Raw genomic sequence first — 17,012 nt, 5'->3', positions numbered from 1 at the left:
CAACGACGCCCCGCTCGCGGACTGAAGTGCACATCGTTCCCCGCTCAAGCTTCCGCGCCGCCGGTCGACAACGTCTGATGGAGTACCGTTGCCGCGCACCGCGGCCGGTGTAGGCTGGGTTCGGACTGCAGTCCGGCGGCAATTCGAGGGGACGGCATGCGGGCAGGGGCAGCACTGATCGTGCTTGGGGCGATGCTCGCCGGCGGCCACGCCGCGGCGGCCCAGCTCACGGTCGATATCACCGATCGCCAGGGCAAACCCGTGCCCGATGCGGTCGTGACGCTGCTGCGTCGCGACGGCAGCGGTGCGAAAGCCGGCGCGGCGACGACGCATTCGATCGATCAGAAGGATCTGATGTTCCAGCCCTACGTGGAGCTTGCGCACCCGGGCGATGCGGTGGTGTTCCGCAACAGCGACACCACGCGCCATCATGTTTATTCGTTCTCGCCGGTGAAGCAGTTCGAATACGTGATCGCGCCGCACGACAGCGCGCCGGCGATGAAACTGCCGCGCACGGGGGTCGTCGCGATCGGCTGCAACATCCACGACGGCATGATCGCCTACCTCTACGTCACCGACGCCCCGTGGAGCGCGCATGCCGACGCAGGCGGCCACGTCGTGTTCAACGATCTTCCCGCGGGTGCCTATGACATCCGCGTCTGGCACCCGCGCCTGCCGCCCGCGAAGCCGGACCTCGTGCAGAACGGCGTGGTACTCGCGGCCGACGATCGCCGTCGCGTGCCGTTCGCACTGACGCTGCTGCCGGACCTGCGCTTCCAGTTCGACCGCGAGCGCACCCGGTACTGATGCGATGACGTTCCGCTCGCGCCTGGCGCTGTTCCTCGTCGCGATCCTGATCGTGGTGCAGGCGCTCACGGCCGGGCTCGTCTACGGCGTGACGCGGCGTGCGTTGATCGACGAAGGCCGCCGCCAGCTCGACGTCGCCTCGGGCGCATTCGCACGCCAGCTCGACGATCTGTCCGCGCGCGTCGCGTCCAGCGTGCAGGTGCTGTCGCTCGACTTCGCGCTGCGATCGGCGATCGCACAACGCGATCGCGACACGGTGCTGTCGGCACTGCGCAATCACGGACGCCGCGTCGGTGCGACGCAGATGCTGCTGGTCGGCCTCGACGGCCGCGTCGAAGCCGACACCGCGGGGCGCTTCGCAGAAGGTGCCGCGTTCCCGTATGCCGACCTCGTCGCGCGCGCGCCGCAGCAGCCGGCGGCGGCGGTGGTCGCGGCGAACGGACGTGCGAACTGGATGGTGGTCGTGCCGGTGTTCGCGCCGGATCTGGTCGGCTACATCGCAGCCGCCATCCCGGTCGACGACGCGCTGCTCGCGAAGCTGCAGGCGCAGTCGGCGCTGCCCAAGGAAGTCGAACTCGCCGCGCGCGAAGGTGGACGCTGGCATGCGATCGCGCGCGGCACCGGCAACAGCGCGCTGACACCGGCGATCGCCGCTCGTGGCGACACGCTGCCCCGTTCGCCCGAACTCGCCACGCTCGATGGCCGCGAATACGTGGTGCAGGCGGTGCCGCTCGATCATTCGCGCAGCAGCCCGGCGGTGGCGGCCGTGCTCGGCTATTCGGTCGACGCCGCGCTGCAGCCGTACCGCGCGGTCGCGATCGCCTGGGCCGGCCTGCTCGGCTTCGGCCTCGTCGTCGGCCTGATCGGTGCATGGCTGATCGCGCGGGGCGTGTCGCGCCCGGTCGAGCGTCTTGCCGCCTCGGCACGCCGCATCGAAGCCGGCGACTACGCGCCCGTCGATGCACCCGCACGCGACGACGAGATCGGTGCGCTCGCCGCCGCGTTCGATTCGATGACGCAGGCGATCCGCGAACGCGAAGCGCACATCGTCCACCAGGCGACGCACGACCCGGTCACCGGCCTGGCGAACCGCAGCGCGGCGGAAGCCTCGATCCAACGCGCGCTCGACGACGTCGACGGCGACGCGGCACTGCTGATGGTCGGCCTCGAACGTGCACCGGCGATCGTGAAGACGCTCGGTCATGGCGTCGGCGATCGCCTGATGCACGAAGTCGGGCAGCGCTTGAGCGGTCCCGCGGGTGCCGCGCTCATCGCGCGTGTCACCGACAGTCAGTTCGCGGTGTTTCTCCCCAACACCTCGCCACGCGACGCACACAACTGCGCGCTTCGCCTGATCGACGTGCTGTCCGACCCGTATCGCGAAGCGGAGTTGCGGCTCGACCTCGCGCCGGCCGTGGGCATCGCGCTGTCGCCGCTGCACGGGCGCGATGCGGCGACGCTGCTGCGTCGCGCCGATGTCGCGCTGATCGCCGCACTCGGCGCCGACGAGCCGGTCGCGATCTACGACGCCGCGACGGATCCGCATCGTCCCGAACGTCTTTCGCTGATGGGCGACCTGCAACGCGCGCTCGGTGGTGACGCGCTCGCGCTGCATTTCCAGCCCAAGCTGCATCTCGCCAGTGGACGCATCGATGGCGCCGAGGGCCTGGTGCGCTGGTCGCATCCCGAGCGCGGGCCGCTGGCACCGGATGTCTTCGTCGGCCTCGCCGAGGAAACCGGCAACATCCGCCGCCTGACGCGCTGGGTGCTCGATGCGGGCATCGCGCAGGCCAGCCGCTGGCAGAGCGCGGGGCGTGCGGTGCGCGTCGCGCTCAATGTGTCGGCGCGCGACCTCGAGGATGCTGAATTGCCGCGTCGCATCGCGACGTTGCTGGCCACGCACCACCTTGCCGCCGATCGCGTCGTCCTCGAAATCACCGAGAGCGCGCTGATGCGCGATCCCGAAGCCGCGTTGCCGGTGCTGCACCGCCTCGCCGACCAGGGCATCGCGTTGTCGATCGACGACTTCGGCGTCGGCCAGTCCTCGTTCGCCTACCTGCGCCGCCTGCCCGTGCGCGAGCTCAAGATCGACCGCGCGTTCGTCGCGCCACTGGCGCACTCGCGCGAGGACCGCATGATCGTGAAGTCGATCGTCGAGCTCGCCCACGCGCTCGGCTATCACGTCACCGCCGAGGGCGTGGAGGATCCGGCCGCGCTCGACTATCTCGCCGGCATCGGCTGCGACCACGCGCAGGGCTTCCTGATCGCGCGACCGATGGCGGTGTCGGCGTTCGATGCGTTCGTCGCCGCGCGCGAGGTGTCGTCGTGACGTTGCGCGCACTCCGTCGCCTTCGTCCCCGCGCGCTGTCGGTCGCCGCGACGCTGTGCATCACGTGCACGCCTGTTGCTGCGCAGTCGTTCCATGTCCAGGGCGCGATCGATGGACGCGTCGGCACGACGACGGCCGACAGCGCGAGCGGATTCGACGGCGGCCTCGGCAAGGGACGTCTTGGCGCGGGCGACGGGCACTTCGACGTGCACGGCGCGCTGCTCGCCGACTGGCAGATCACGCCCGCACTGCTCGCTTCCGCCGAGGTGCGTTACGCACCGGAGTCGCGCAAGCCGCTCGATGTCCTCGATGCCTGGGTGCGCTGGCGCCCGGTCTCGACGAGTGCGTGGCGCGGCTCGGTTAAGGCCGGCATGTTCTTCCCACCGATCTCACTGGAGAACGATGCGATCGGCTGGACCAGTCCATACACGATCACGCCGTCCGCGCTGAACACCTGGGTGGGCGAAGAGCTGCGCACGCTCGGCGTGGAAGGCCGCGTCGAACACCGCGGTGTACGCGGTACGTTGAGCGCGAGCCTCGCGCTGTTCCAGAAGAACGATCCGGCCGGCGAGCTGCTGGCGACGCGTGGCTGGGCGATGCACGACATCGTGTCGGGCCTCGACGGCAGCCTGCGCGAGCCGGATTCCGTGGTGGCGTTGTTCGGCGGCACCGTCCCGGTGCGCTTCCGGCCCTATCTCGAGATCGATCACCGCATCGGCGGTTATGCAGCGATCGACTGGCAGACACCCGCGCAGGATCGCCTCACCGCGATCGTCTACGACAACCGCACCGACCCGGCGCGCGAGGTCGACTACGCCGGGCGTGAGCTGTACGGCTGGCGCACCCGCTTCACCAGCGTCGGCGGGCAGCATCGCTTTGGCGACACGCTGGTGATCGCGCAGGCCATGCGCGGCAGCACCATCATCGAGCCGGTGCCGGACCTGCAGGTCGATACGCGCTTCGCCGCCGGTTATCTGCTTGCCGCGTACGACGTTGGCGCATGGCGGCCTGCCGCGCGCATCGATCTGTTCCAGGCGAAGCAGACGCCCGGTGGCGGCATGTTCGCGATGGACGAGCACGGCCACGCGTTCACGCTCGCACTCAACTGGCGACCGGACGATCGCTGGCGCGTGACCGGTGAAGTGCTGCAGATCGATAGCACCCGCAACCAGCGCCGCCGCGACGGCGTCGACCCGCGCCAGGGCGAACTGCAGGTGCAGGCGAACGTGCGCCTGTTGTTCTGAGCGTTCGCTTCAGCGCGCGTCGAGCCGCTCGACGATCGTGCGGATCATCGTCAGCTGTTCTTCCTGACGCCGCAGCAGATCGGCGAGCTGCGCATCGCGCATGGCGTCGAGCTTCTCGTGCAGCGCCATGATCTCCATTTCCGCCTTGAGGTTGACCTCGTAGTCGTGCGCGGCATCGAGGCGATCCTTCGACGCCTGCCGGTTCTGGCTCATCATGATGATCGGCGCCTGCACCGCGGCGAGCATCGACAGCATCAGGTTGAGGAAGATGAAAGGGTAGGGGTCGAACGGATTCGCGAGCAGGCGGGCGTTGACCAGCACCCACGCCACGAGCACCAGCGCGAACAGGATGATGAAGGTCCACGAGCCGCCGAACTGCGCGACGCGGTCGGCGAGCCGTTCACCAAAGGTGAGCTTGCCGGCGAACGCGGCATTCGTGTCGGTGCTGAGCAGGCGTCGCTCCACCGCGCGCTGAATCACGCGCTGCTCGCCCTCGTGCAGCTCGGCATACGCCCGCCCGAACCAGCGGCGCGCGGCGGTGTCGTGGTGGGCCATGGACATGACGCGGCTCCGTCGGGCGTTGTGCCGACTGTAGCGGGCGTCGACATCGCGCGCGCCGGTGGGCGACGCGCGGCGATGTGCGCGACGGGACGCCTCGACGCTGCGCTCAGCGCAGCTCGGTCGACACGTCGAAGCGTTCGATGCGCCCGCCGAGCCAGCGCACCAGCAGCATCGCCTCGCCACCGAGGACCGCTGCCGCCGCGATCGATGCCACCGCGATCCCGGGCGCCCAGCCGCCAATCAATTTGATTCCCCAGAGCAGGGCGCCGGCGACGATCGTCGCCGGCACCAGCGCGATCGCGAGCGTGACCAGGTACACGCCACCGAAAATCATGCGCTGGCCCATCACTTCGACGCCGCCACCGCGTCCGCCGGGACTCCAGCCCGGGAACACCAGCATGCCGGCGAAGGGCACGCACAGCATCACGGCGCACACCACCGGCGCGAGCACGATCGCAGCCAATGCGAATGCGGCGACGAGGCCCGGCGTCAGCCATGCGAGGTTCGAGAACGCGCGCTCGGCGGTGAGCAGCATCAACCATTGCACCGGCACCAGCATCGCGATCGGCGCGAGCAGCTGGCCGAGCGCGATCTGCCAGCCGCGCAGTGGCGTCGCGCGCAGCACGTCGAGATGATCAAGCGTGGTGCGCAGGCTGCCCTGCACGAGCATCGGGCCCACCACCGTGCTCCAGCCGGCGACCGCGAGACTCACCACGCCGATCACTTTCAGGAACGCGGCACCGATCGGATGCGCGCCCAGCCATTGGGTGGCGGCCAGCAGCAGCACGACCGCGACCAGCAGCGTGCGCGCACGCCAGAACGGACCGGCGGCGATCAGGCCTTTCCAGAGGAACGCGATCGGTGCGAACCCGCGCGGTGCGAGGTTGAACGGCGCCTTGCGCGCACGCGTCGGCGCCGCGCGCAGGCGAGTGCGGCCGTCGCGATTCGCCGCGGCGGATTCGGCGCGGCGTCGCGCAAGGTCGATGCTCGCTTCCTCGAACGACACCTGCGAACGCACGACCCAGATGTAGTGCAGCACGAACATCAGCAGCGCCCACGGCAGCGCGCGCAGGAACGCGGCAGTAGACGTCGCGATCATCGGCGCGGTGAGCGCGCGGAATGGCATCAACAGCCAGTGCATCGGGCCGGCATCGAGCACCGACGCGACATAGGCGGTGACTTCGCGCGGGCCTTCGAGATTGGCGGGTAGCGGCGCGTGGTCGCGTGCCCAGACGATGCACAGCGCAGCGATCGCGACGAGCACGAGGATCGCGACCAGGCGTCGCCAGATGGGGCGCACGCCCAGATCAAGCAAGCGTTCGCGCGTGAAGGACGCACCGAGGAAATGCAGGCGCGTGGTCGCGACGATCAGCCAGAGCGCGGTCGCGTACTGGAACGGGTTGATTCCCATCGCGCGCCCGCGCTGCAGCAGCAGCGAGAGCAGGAACACCGAGACGAAAAGCAGCAGCTGCGAACGGATGACGCTGAAGTGGATCAGCCCCGTGCGCGAGATCGGCGCGGGAAACAGGAAGGCGGCCTCGGCTTCGCTGAAACGCAGCGCCGCGCGATCGCTCGGAAAGATCCAGGCCGACAGCATGAACAGCAGCACGCCCACGGCCGCGAGCGATGCGATCACCTCGCCCATGCCGGGCGGCAGCATCATGAAGCGCACGTCGTTGCTGTGCGGACCGAGCATGTGGCGGAACACGAACGCATACAGATACGCCGCACCCGCGATCGCACCGATCAGGTACTTCGGCTGCTTGAGCCGGCGCACGCGCTGGCGGACGCGATTGGCCAGCGACAGCGTCTGCATGTACGCCAATGCGCCAACGACGGTATTCATCCGGGCGTCGCGCCCGGTGCGTCTTCGGTGGCGAGGAAGAACACGTCCTCCAGCGTCGCGCCGTCACCGGCGAACTTCGCGCGGATGTCGGCGACCGGGCCGTTCGCCATCGCCTGGCCGTCCTTGAGGATGAGCAGGTGCGTGCAGACTTCCTCGACGAGCCCGAGCAGGTGCGAGCTCAGGATGATCGACGCGCCCTGCGCCGCGAGGCTGCGCATCATGTCCTTCATGCGCCGCATGCCACGCGGATCGAGGCCGGTCAGCGGTTCGTCGAAGATCACCGCCTTCGGGCCGTGCAGCAGGCCGCAGGCGATCGCGAGCTTCTGCTTCATGCCGCGCGAGAGTTCGGCCGGCAGCAGATCCTGCTTGTCCGACATCTCGAGATCCGCGAGCAGCTGGTCGCCACGCGCCTTGTAGTCGCCGACGCCGTAGAGCCGTGCGATGAAGGCGAGGTGCTGCGCGACGGTGAGGTAGTCGAACAGGCGCGGCTCGTCCGGAATGAACGCCATCGTGCGCTTCGCGCCGACCGGATCGCTCGCGAGGTCGACCCCGCCGAGGCGGATCGTGCCCAGCGACGCCGGGATGATGCCGGCGACGCAGCGCAGCGTCGTCGTCTTGCCCGCGCCGTTCGGGCCCACCAGGCCCATGACCTCACCGGGCCGCACCGCAAAGGACAACCGGTCCACGGCGGTGAACTCGCCGTAGCGCTTGGTGAGGCTTTCGACTTCGATCATGCCGCTCCCCTTCGATGCGCCGATTGTGGAGCGCACCGCCGCCGGCGCAACCGCCGGTCGTAATGCCGCACCGGCCCGTTCCATCCATCGACCTCGCGGCCGCGGCGCATCGCGCCTATAACGACGACGTCCGCACCGGAGCCGCGTCCATGATCCAGCTCGTCATTCCCGCCCGCCGTCGCGATCTCGGCGGCTTCGAGGTCGGCCGCGTGCTGCCTGCGCCGCTGCATCGCATGGTCGGGCCCTTCATCTTCTTCGACCACATGGGCCCGGCCGACTTTCCGCCCGGCATCCCGCGCACGGTCGACGTGCGGCCGCATCCGCACATCGGCCTGTCGACGGTCACCTACCTGCTCGATGGCGAGATCATGCATCGCGACAGCGTCGGCTCCGAGCAGGCGATCCGCCCGGGCGAGGTGAACTGGATGACGGCCGGCCGCGGCATCACGCATTCGGAGCGCTTCGAGAAGGCGCGCGCGCAGGGCGACCGGCTGGACGGGCTGCAGGCGTGGGTCGCGCTGCCGGACCATCTGGAGGAAACCGATCCGGGTTTCGTGCACGTCGACGCGGCGCAACTGCCGGCGTTCGACGAGGCCGGCGTGCGCGGGCGACTGATCGCCGGCACTGCGCTGGGCCTGATCGCACCGGTGCCGGGGTCGTCGCCGCTGTTCTACCTGCACCTCGACCTCGAAGACGGCGCACGTTTCGTGCTGCCGCCGGATCATCCCGAACGCGCGTTCTACGTCGCCCGCGGCGCGGCGGAGATCGACGGCCAGCGCTTCGGCGTCGGCCAGATGGCGGTGCTGACGCCGGGCCGCAGCGCCGAGGTCGTTGCGCGCGGGCCGGCCACGGTGATGGCACTGGGCGGCGAGGCGGTGGGGCCGCGCTTCATCGAATGGAACTTCGTGTCCTCGCGCAAGGACCGCATCGAGGAGGCCAAGGCCGACTGGCGCGCCGGGCGCATGAAGTTGCCGGATCTGGACCACGGCGAGTTCATCCCGCTGCCGCCGGACCCGCCGCCGCCGGCGAATCCCATGTCCTGAGGCACCGTGCAGGTCCGCCGCCACGGGGCCGGTGATAAACTGCCGCGCCTGGTGGCGGCGCCCCGCGACGTCCACCGCTCCGACCCAATTTCGGCCCCGCGCGCCCGCAAGCGCGCCCAAGGTGGATCGTGCGCAATTACGACCTGGTGTTCCTCAAGAAGTTTTCGATGGTGATCGGCTTCCTCGTGCTGATCATGCTGAGCCTCATCCTCGCGGCGATGTACATCAACGGCACGCTGCCGCACGACCAGGATCCGGCGGTCAAGCGCCTCACCGAGGACCGCATCGCGCCGACCGGCGCGGTCTATGCCGGCCAGACCGGCGCCGCGCAGCAGGCCGCCGCGGCTGCGGCCGCCGCAGCCGCGGCCGCTTCGCAGGTCGCCTACGGCGGTACCAAGGACGGCTCGGTCATCTTCGGCAACCTGTGCTCGGGCTGCCACGGCTCGGGCGCCGGCGGCGCGCCGACGCTGGACCACTCGCACTGGGATGCGCGCCTCGCCAAGGGCAAGGACACGCTGCACAAGCACGCGATCGAAGGCTTCCAGGGCGCGGCGGGCGTGATGCCGGCCAAGGGCGGCAACCCGGCGCTGACCGACGAGCAGGTCATGGCCACGGTCGACTGGATGCTGGCCAACCTCAAGTAAGGCCCTGCACACCGAGCGCCACGACGCCGCCTCCGGGCGGCGTCGTCGTTTCCACGCCCCGCCGCGTACGCTGCCGCGCATGTCGAATCCCGCATTCCCCAGTCCGCCGCCGGCCGGTGTCGAAGCCGTCACCCTCGACGGCCCGGCCGGCCCGATCGAAGCCGTCGTCGATACGCCCGATGCGGACGTCGCCGCGCGCGACGTCGTCGCGATCGTCTGCCATCCGCTGTCCACCGAAGGCGGCAGCCTGACCAACAAGGTCGTGACCATGGCCGCGCGCGCGCTGCGCGAGCTCGGTGCGACGACGGTGCGCTTCAACTTCCGTGGCGTCGGCAAGAGCGCGGGCACCTTCGACAACGGCATCGGCGAGTCCGAGGACCTGCGCGCGGTGGTCGACTGGGTGCGTCGCGAAAAGCCGGGCGCGTCGCTCTGGCTCGGCGGTTTCAGCTTCGGCGCGTTCGTCTCGCTGCGCATGGCCGACGAGCTGCAGCCCGACCTGCTGTTCTCGATCGCCCCGCCCGCCGGCCGCGCCTGGGATTTCGACAACATGGGCCTGTACACCGGCCCGTGGTTCGTCATCCAGGGCGATGCGGACGAGATCGTCGAGCCGCAGCGCGTCTACGACTGGCTCGATCGCCTGTCCGAGATGCGCGCGCCGCCGACGGTCTTCCGCATCCCGGGTGCCAGCCACTTCTTCCACGGCAAGCTGATGGAGCTACGGCAGGCGATGAAGGACGGCGTGCATGCGGTGCTGCACGAAGCAACCTCGTCCGACGCGGCGCCGGGCGCCGGCGCGGCATGAGCGGCGTCCGCACGCCGTCCCGGCTCTACGACGAAGGCGTGGCGCGTGGCGACTGGCAGGCCGATCCGGCCCAGCGCCCCGCACTCGCCGAACTCGACCGTCTGCAGGCCGCGCTGCTCGATCCGCCGAAGCTGGGTCTGTTCGATCGCCTGTCGGGCAAGCGCCCCCCCGCGCCGCAGGGTCTGTATCTCTGGGGCGGCGTCGGGCGCGGCAAGACCTTCCTGATCGACCTGTTCTACGAATCGCTGCCGTTCCCGGAGAAGCAGCGCACGCACTTCCATCGCTTCATGCGGGAGATCCACGAGGCGTTGCGTACGCATGCCGGTGCGAGCGACCCGCTGGCGATCATCGCGAAGGAGTGGCGCGAGACCCTGCGCGTGCTGGTGCTCGACGAGTTCTTCGTCAACGACATCGGCGACGCGATGCTGCTCGGCCGCCTGCTCGAGCGCCTGTTCGCCGAAGGCGTCGCGCTGGTGACGAGCTCGAACACCGCGCCGAAGAACCTCTACAAGGACGGACTGCAACGCGACCGCTTCCTGCCCGCGATCCGGCTGCTGGAAGCGAACACCAAGGTGCTCTACCTCGACAGCGTCACCGACTACCGCCTGCGTGCGCTGACGAAGTCACCCGTCTACCGCGCGCCGCTCGATGCCGGGTCCGACGCGTGGCTGGCGACGCGCTGGCAGGAGCTCACCGCGCACGCACCGGTGCCGCATGCGCCGCTGCACATCGAAGGCCGCGAAATCCCGGTACGCAGCTGCAGCGACGGCCATGTCTGGTTCGACTTCGCCGCGCTCTGCGAAGGCCCGCGCGCGGCCAGCGACTACATCGAGATCGCGACCGAGCACCACACGGTGTTCGTCGGCGGCATTCCGAAACTCGACGACACCCGAGCCGATCCCGCGCGCCGATTCGTGCACCTGATCGACGAGCTCTACGACCGGCACGTCAACCTGGTCTGCGCCGCCGACGGCGGCCCGACGGAGCTGTATTCGGGGCAGAAACTCGCCGGCGCATTCGAGCGCACGGCATCACGGCTCATCGAGATGCAGTCGGCCGAATACCTCGCGCTGGAGCACCGCGGCTAGGCGGTGCTCCGGTCGCGACGTCAGTGCGCGGCGCGACGACGCGGGCGTTTGACGATCTCTTCGTCGACCCAGCCGAGATCGGCGTCGTCGCCGTCCCAGCCGTCGGCGTAGTTCACGCGACGGAACTCGTAGAGGTCGGTGGCTTCGCGCGCAATCATGCGTTCGGTGAGCGGACGCGGGTTGGACAACTGCGGCGTGGCGGCGAGCTTGGCAAGCATGGTGGCGACTCCCTGGAGGTCGTCGTCGACGCTAGGCACGCCGATTTCAAGCATTCGTGAAAGCGCGTCGACATCGCGCGCGTCGTTCAGCGGCCGTTCGTCACGCCAATCGTGTCGCCGGTCACTACCCTGTGCGCCCTATGCGATCGCTCTCCGGTTGCCTGCTCGCCGTCGTCGGCGTGGCGCAGGCGCAGTCCGCTCCTTCGGCCGCCGATCCGGTGCAGCTCGACCGCGTGCAGGTGATCGCCACGCGCGCGCCGCGTGCACTCGATCGCACGCCCGCCGCGGTGAGCGTGCTCGACGGCGCCGCGCTGGATACCAGCGGTAACGGCGCGACGCTCGCCGAGAAGCTCGTCGGCGTGCCCGGCGTGCTCGCGCGCACACGCCAGAACTGGGCGCAGGACGAACAGATCTCGATCCGCGGCTTTGGCACGCGCGCGAGCTTCGGCATCCGCAGCGTGCGCCTGTACGTCGACGGCATTCCCGCGACGATGCCGGACGGCCAGGGCCAGGTCTCGCACTTCCCGCTCGGCGACGCCACGCGCATCGAAGTGCTGCGCGGCCCGTTCGCCGCGCTGTACGGCAACGGCGCGGGCGGCGTCGTGCAGCTCACGACGGCGGATGGCGGTGAACCCGATCGCATCGGTGTCGATGCGTCGATCGGAAGTTTCGACACGTGGCGCGTCGGCGCGAACGCGCGCGGCGCGGTCGGCGGCGTCGACTACGCGGTCGGCGCCTCGCATTTCGCGACCGGCGGGTGGCGCGAGCACAGCCGCGCACGACGCGAGAGCGTCGACGCGAAGCTGCGGTTCGATGTCGCCGGCGGCGAACTCACGCTGCTCGGCAATGCCTTCGATTCGCCGGACACGCAGGACCCGCAGGGCCTGACGCGCGCGCAGGTCGAGGCCGATCCACGCCAGGCGAGCCCGAGCGCCCTGCTGTTCGACACGCGCAAGAGTGCGCGCCAGGTGCAGCTTGGTGCCGTATTCGATCGCTCGTCTGGCGCGACCGACGTGCGCGTGCTCGGCTACGGCGGACAACGCCACGTCGAACAGGTGCTGTCGACGCCACCTTCGGCGCAAGTGAACCCGCTGAGCGCCGGCGGTTGGATCGACCTCGACTCGCCGTTCGCCGGCGTCGACGCCCGCATGGCCTGGCGACGCGACGTCGCCGCGCGCCCGCTCGAGGTCGTGCTCGGGCTCGACGTGGAACAGCAGCGCCAGGATCGTCGCGGCTACGAGAACTTTGTCGGCACGCAGGTCGGCGTGCGGGGTGCGTTGCGGCAGGATCAGCGCGATCGCGTGCGCAACGTCGACCCGTACCTGCAGGCGACGTGGGACCTCACGCCGACGTGGAGCGTGAGTGGCGGCGTGCGCGCGAGCCGCGTGAGCTTCGACTCGCGCGATGCGTACATCACCGCCCGCAATCCCGACGACAGCGGACGCGTGACGTATTCGGCGACGTCGCCGGTGATCGGCGCGACGTGGCGGCGCTCCAGCACATGGTCGATGTACGCCTCGGTCGGCCGCGGTTTCGAAACACCGACGTTCAACGAGCTCGGCTACCGCAGCGACGGCGGCAGCGGCCTGAACTTCGCACTGCGGCCGATGCGCACGCGCAATGCGGAACTGGGTGCACGGTGGGACACGCACGGCGTGCGCGGCGAGCTCGCGCTGTTCGACAGCGGCACCCGCGACGAGCTCGTCGTGAACACCAGCGTCGGCGGCCGCACCACGTTCCGCAATGCAGGCCCGACGCGGCGTCGCGGCGTCGAAGGTTCGCTCGCGATTCCACTGGCCGAACGCTGGCGGCTCGATCTGTCCGGCACGTGGCTCGACGCCGAATTCCGGTCCGACTTTCCCGCCTGCACCGGCACCGGGTGTCGTGCGCCCATCGCGACGGTGCCCGCCGGCACGCCGCTGCCGGGCGTGCCGCGCTCGCAGGTCGTGGCGGCGCTGCGTTACGGCGGCGACACCGGGTGGCAGGCGCAGTTGACCCCACAGCACATCGGCGGTGTCACCGCCACCACTGCGGGCGACGTGCGCACGGAGGGTTACACGGTGCTCGACGCCAGCATCGGCTACCGCGTGCGCAACGACGCCGGCCACGGTCGCGTGTTCGCCGGCATCGCCAATCTCCTCGACCGCGACTATGTCGGCTCGGTGATCGTCAACGATGCGAACGGACGCTACTTCGAGCCGGGCGCTGGACGCACGCTCACGCTCGGTGTCGAGTGGCGCTGGGGCGACTGAGCGTCACGCACGGGCAACACATCGGCCGCGCGCGGTTTGTACGATCGCGTCTTTCCTCCCCGGAGTCGTTCGATGAAGTCCCGTGCCGCCGTCGCCTTCGCCCCCGGACAACCGCTGCAGATCGTCGAGATCGACGTCGCGCCGCCGCGCGCAGGCGAAGTGCTGGTGCGCATCACGCACACCGGCGTCTGCCACACCGATGCGTTCACGCTGTCGGGCGACGATCCGGAAGGCCTGTTCCCGGTGGTGCTGGGCCATGAAGGCGCGGGCATAGTGGTCAAGGTCGGCGAAGGCGTGACGTCGGTGAAACCGGGCGATCACGTGATTCCGCTGTACACCGCCGAATGCGGCGAGTGCCTGTTCTGCAAGTCGAACAAGACGAATCTCTGCGTGGCCGTGCGTGCAACGCAGGGCAAGGGCGTGATGCCGGACGGCACGTCGCGCTTCTCGTACGAAGGCCAGCCGCTGTATCACTACATGGGGTGCAGCACCTTCAGCGAGTACACGGTGGTGGCCGAGGTGTCGCTGGCGAAGGTGAATCCTGACGCGAATCCGGAGCAGGTTTGCCTGCTCGGCTGCGGCGTCACCACCGGCATTGGCGCCGTCCACAACACGGCCAAGGTGCAGCCGGGCGATTCGGTCGCGGTGTTCGGGCTCGGCGGTATCGGGCTCGCGGTGGTGCAGGGCGCGCGGCAGGCGAAGGCGGGCCGCATCATCGCGATCGACACGAACCCGTCGAAGTTCGACATGGCGCGGCAGTTCGGCGCGACCGACTTCGTCAATCCGCGTGAGCACGACAAGCCGATCCAGCAGGTGATCGTCGAGATGACCGGCTGGGGCGTCGACCATTCGTTCGAATGCATCGGCAACGTCGAGGTGATGCGCGCGGCGCTGGAATGCGCGCATCGCGGCTGGGGCCAGAGCGTGATCATCGGCGTCGCCGGCGCAGGCCAGGAGATCCGCACGCGGCCGTTCCAGCTCGTCACCGGGCGCAAGTGGATGGGCACCGCGTTCGGTGGCGTCAAGGGCCGCAGCCAGCTGCCGGGCATGGTCGAGGACGCGATGCGCGGCGACATCGAACTCGCGCCGTTCGTGACGCATACGATGCCGCTGGACGACATCAACCGCGCGTTCGACCTGATGCATGCGGGCGAGTCGATCCGCAGCGTGGTGCACTTCTGATGCAGCGCGTCGAATCGCATGCGTGCTTCGACGGCACGCAGGAGGTGTGGCAACTGCGGTCGGATGCGCTCGACTGCGATACGCGCATCGGCGTCTACCTGCCGCCGCAGGCATCGCAGCGCGCGTGCCCGGTGCTGTACTGGCTCTCGGGTCTGACCTGCACCGAGCAGAACTTCATCACCAAGGCCGGCGCGCAGCGCTACGCGGCCGAGCACGGCCTGATCCTCGTCGCGCCGGATACGAGTCCACGCGGGCCGGGCATCCCGGATGTGGAGGGTTACGACCTCGGCATCGGCGCGGGCTTCTATCTCGACGCGACCGAAGCGCCGTGGGATGCGCACTACCGCATGCACGACTACGCGGTGCGTGAGCTGCCGGCGCTGGTCGAAGCGAATTTCCCAGCGACGGACGCGCGCAGCATCAGCGGGCATTCGATGGGCGGGCACGGTGCGCTGGTCATCGCGCTGCGCAATCCCGGGCGTTACCGCAGCGTGTCGGCGTTCTCGCCGATCGTGGCGCCTTCACGCGTGCCGTGGGGCGAGAAGGCCTTCACGACCTACCTCGGCGACGATCGCGACGCCTGGCGTGCATGGGATGCCTGCGAACTTGTTGCGACCGCGCGCGAACGCCTGCCGCTGCTCGTCGACCAGGGCGAGGCCGACGAATTCCTCGCGCAGCAACTGAAACCGGAGCTGCTGCGCGAGGCCTGCGATGCGGCCGGCCATCCGCTCGAGTTGCGCATGCGACCCGGTTACGACCACAGCTACTACTTCATTGCGAGCTTCATCGGCGAGCACATCGCCCACCACGCCGCCGCGTTGCGCTGAAGATTACGGCGTCGCGGGCGCTTGGCCGCGACGCATCAGGTGCAGCACGACGTAGATCGCGATCAGCGCGCCGAGCGAAATCGCGATCGCGCGCCATTCGTCCGGCTTCAGCGTGAACAGGATCGCGATCATGATGCCGGCACCGATCAGCGGCATCAGCGCGCCGCCGGGCATGCGGAACGGCGTACCGCGTTCGACGATGCCGCGACGCTGCAGCTGCCACGCCGCGAGCGCAACCACCGCGTACACCACGCAGATCGCGCCGCCCGACACCGCGGCGAGTCCGTCGAACGAACCGCGCACGGCGAGGAAGCAGGCGATGCCGGCGTGCGTCAGCAGGCCCAGCAGCGGCACGCGGTGCGAGGCGCTCACGCGACCGTAGATCGACGGCAGGTAACCGTCGCGGCCGAGCGCGAACAGCAGTCGCGACGAACCCAGCAGGTTGCCGAGCAGGAAGCCCGCCATCGACACGCATGCCGTGGCGAGCAGCAACGTGCGGCCCGCGCTGAAGATCTTTCCCGCGGTGTCGGCGAGCGGCACCGGACTGGTCGCGAGCGCCGCACCGAGCACGCCCTGGCCGACGATCTGCAGGCCGAGATACAGCGCGACGACGAGCAGGATCGCGACCACCGTCGCGCGCGGCACCGTCTTCGACGGGTCGTCGAATTCACCCGACGGCACCAGCGCGGTTTCAAGGCCGGAATACGCGAACATCACCAGCACCAGCGAGCCGCCGAGCGCGGCGATCGACGGCACGTCGGCCGGATTAAAGCTCACCGCGCTCCAGTCCACGAACGGAATGCCGATGAGCACGAGCAACGCGAGCGGTGCGAGCTTGACGCTCGCGAGCGTCGCCACCGCGCGCGCGCCGAGCTTCACGCCGAACGCGTTTAGCAGGAACAGCAGGCCGTACGTGCCGATGATGAGTGCGGCGCGCGGCCCGGGTGCGTCCGTCGAAGGCGCGAGTTTCGCGACCTGCTGCGCGAACGATGCGGCGACGCCCGCACTCGATGCGACGTGGCTGATCCACATCAGCGCACCGGCGACGAAACCGAGAAACGGCCCGAACGCGACCGACACGTAGGTGTACGGCCCGCCGGTCGCATGCGCGCGGCTGCCTGCGGCCGCGAAGCACAACGCGATCGGAATGATCGCGATCGCACCGACGATCAGCGACAGCGGTGCGGCGGCGCCGACCTGCGTCGCCAGCGCACCCGGCATGCGGAAGATGCCGCCGCCGACGGTGGAATTGATGATGGCCGCGGCCAGCGCGAACACGCCGATGGCGCGGACGAGGGCGGCGTCGCCCTCGAGGGAACGGGACGGGGTGGTCGACATGCGGAGCCCATGAGCGGGAACTGCGGCGAGCGTCGCACGACGCGGCTTCGATTGCAGCCGGGCCGCTGGAACTCTGGAGTAGCATCGATCGCCCGTT

General features: G+C 69.6%; 15 protein-coding genes. 10 read left to right on the top strand and 5 right to left on the bottom strand.

The window, feature by feature from the left end; genetic code table 11:
• Window positions 1-156: 156 nt before the first annotated feature.
• The 3 genes from DWG18_RS13870 to DWG18_RS13860 are packed head-to-tail and all read left to right on the top strand — an operon-like array spanning window position 157 to window position 4,380.
• Complete coding sequence (locus DWG18_RS13870; protein ID WP_162823865.1) at window positions 157-807, top strand: carboxypeptidase regulatory-like domain-containing protein; 651 nt, start codon at window positions 157-159, stop codon at window positions 805-807.
• Between the two features lie 4 nt (window positions 808-811).
• Complete coding sequence (locus tag DWG18_RS13865; RefSeq protein ID WP_115647735.1) at window positions 812-3,136, top strand: EAL domain-containing protein; 2,325 nt, start codon at window positions 812-814, stop codon at window positions 3,134-3,136.
• Window positions 3,133-4,380: a hypothetical protein gene (locus tag DWG18_RS13860; RefSeq protein WP_115647734.1), complete on the top strand. Its 1,248-nt coding sequence runs from the start codon at window positions 3,133-3,135 to the stop codon at window positions 4,378-4,380. The genes DWG18_RS13865 and DWG18_RS13860 overlap by 4 nt, the downstream gene beginning before the upstream one ends.
• A 9-nt stretch (window positions 4,381-4,389) precedes the next feature.
• Here DWG18_RS13860 and DWG18_RS13855 read toward each other — a convergent pair whose 3' ends face one another.
• The 3 genes from DWG18_RS13855 to DWG18_RS13845 form a co-directional block, all read right to left on the bottom strand.
• Window positions 4,390-4,941, bottom strand: coding sequence for a DUF1003 domain-containing protein (locus tag DWG18_RS13855; protein WP_115647733.1), 552 nt, complete (start codon window positions 4,939-4,941; stop codon window positions 4,390-4,392).
• A gap of 106 nt (window positions 4,942-5,047) precedes the next feature.
• A complete protein-coding gene (locus DWG18_RS13850) occupies window positions 5,048-6,787 on the bottom strand; it encodes a putative ABC exporter domain-containing protein (protein ID WP_115647732.1) in 1,740 nt (579 codons plus the stop codon).
• Window positions 6,784-7,521, bottom strand: a complete 738-nt coding sequence (locus DWG18_RS13845) for an ABC transporter ATP-binding protein (RefSeq protein ID WP_115647731.1) — start codon at window positions 7,519-7,521, stop codon at window positions 6,784-6,786. Before DWG18_RS13845 ends, DWG18_RS13850 begins: the two co-directional genes overlap by 4 nt.
• 149 nt (window positions 7,522-7,670) lie before the next feature.
• Between DWG18_RS13845 and DWG18_RS13840 the strand changes: the two genes are divergently transcribed.
• From DWG18_RS13840 to zapE, 4 genes are all read left to right on the top strand, one after another.
• Window positions 7,671-8,564: a pirin family protein gene (locus tag DWG18_RS13840; RefSeq protein ID WP_115648203.1), complete on the top strand. Its 894-nt coding sequence runs from the start codon at window positions 7,671-7,673 to the stop codon at window positions 8,562-8,564.
• Between the two features lie 128 nt (window positions 8,565-8,692).
• Entirely contained in the window at window positions 8,693-9,208 is a 516-nt protein-coding gene (locus DWG18_RS13835; RefSeq protein WP_115647730.1) for a c-type cytochrome, read from the top strand.
• Window positions 9,209-9,287: 79 nt separating this feature from the next.
• A complete protein-coding gene (locus DWG18_RS13830; protein ID WP_115647729.1) occupies window positions 9,288-10,010 on the top strand; it encodes an alpha/beta fold hydrolase in 723 nt (240 codons plus the stop codon).
• Window positions 10,007-11,098, top strand: a complete 1,092-nt coding sequence (zapE, locus tag DWG18_RS13825; RefSeq protein ID WP_115647728.1) for a cell division protein ZapE — start codon at window positions 10,007-10,009, stop codon at window positions 11,096-11,098. Before DWG18_RS13830 ends, zapE begins: the two co-directional genes overlap by 4 nt.
• Window positions 11,099-11,118: 20 nt before the next feature.
• On the opposite strand, the gene DWG18_RS13820 is transcribed toward zapE, so the two are convergent.
• Window positions 11,119-11,316, bottom strand: coding sequence for a hypothetical protein (locus DWG18_RS13820; protein ID WP_162823864.1), 198 nt, complete (start codon window positions 11,314-11,316; stop codon window positions 11,119-11,121).
• A 140-nt stretch (window positions 11,317-11,456) separates the two neighbouring features.
• Here DWG18_RS13820 and DWG18_RS13815 point away from each other — a divergent pair, with 140 nt between their 5' ends.
• The 3 genes from DWG18_RS13815 (at window position 11,457) to fghA (ending at window position 15,577) form a co-directional block, all read left to right on the top strand.
• A complete protein-coding gene (locus DWG18_RS13815) occupies window positions 11,457-13,568 on the top strand; it encodes a TonB-dependent receptor (protein WP_115647726.1) in 2,112 nt (703 codons plus the stop codon).
• Between the two features lie 72 nt (window positions 13,569-13,640).
• Entirely contained in the window at window positions 13,641-14,750 is a 1,110-nt protein-coding gene (locus DWG18_RS13810) for an S-(hydroxymethyl)glutathione dehydrogenase/class III alcohol dehydrogenase (protein ID WP_115647725.1), read from the top strand.
• Complete coding sequence (gene fghA / locus DWG18_RS13805) at window positions 14,750-15,577, top strand: S-formylglutathione hydrolase (RefSeq protein ID WP_115647724.1); 828 nt, start codon at window positions 14,750-14,752, stop codon at window positions 15,575-15,577. Before DWG18_RS13810 ends, fghA begins: the two co-directional genes overlap by 1 nt.
• A 3-nt stretch (window positions 15,578-15,580) precedes the next feature.
• Here fghA and DWG18_RS13800 read toward each other — a convergent pair whose 3' ends face one another.
• Entirely contained in the window at window positions 15,581-16,915 is a 1,335-nt protein-coding gene (locus DWG18_RS13800) for an APC family permease (RefSeq protein ID WP_115647723.1), read from the bottom strand.
• Between the last annotated feature and the right edge of the window lie 97 nt (window positions 16,916-17,012).

The organism is Lysobacter sp. TY2-98 (genome assembly GCF_003367355.1).
Classification (GTDB): domain Bacteria; phylum Pseudomonadota; class Gammaproteobacteria; order Xanthomonadales; family Xanthomonadaceae; genus Cognatilysobacter.
Note: the sequence above shows the minus strand (reverse complement) of the source record. Positions and strands in the feature narration are given on the sequence as shown.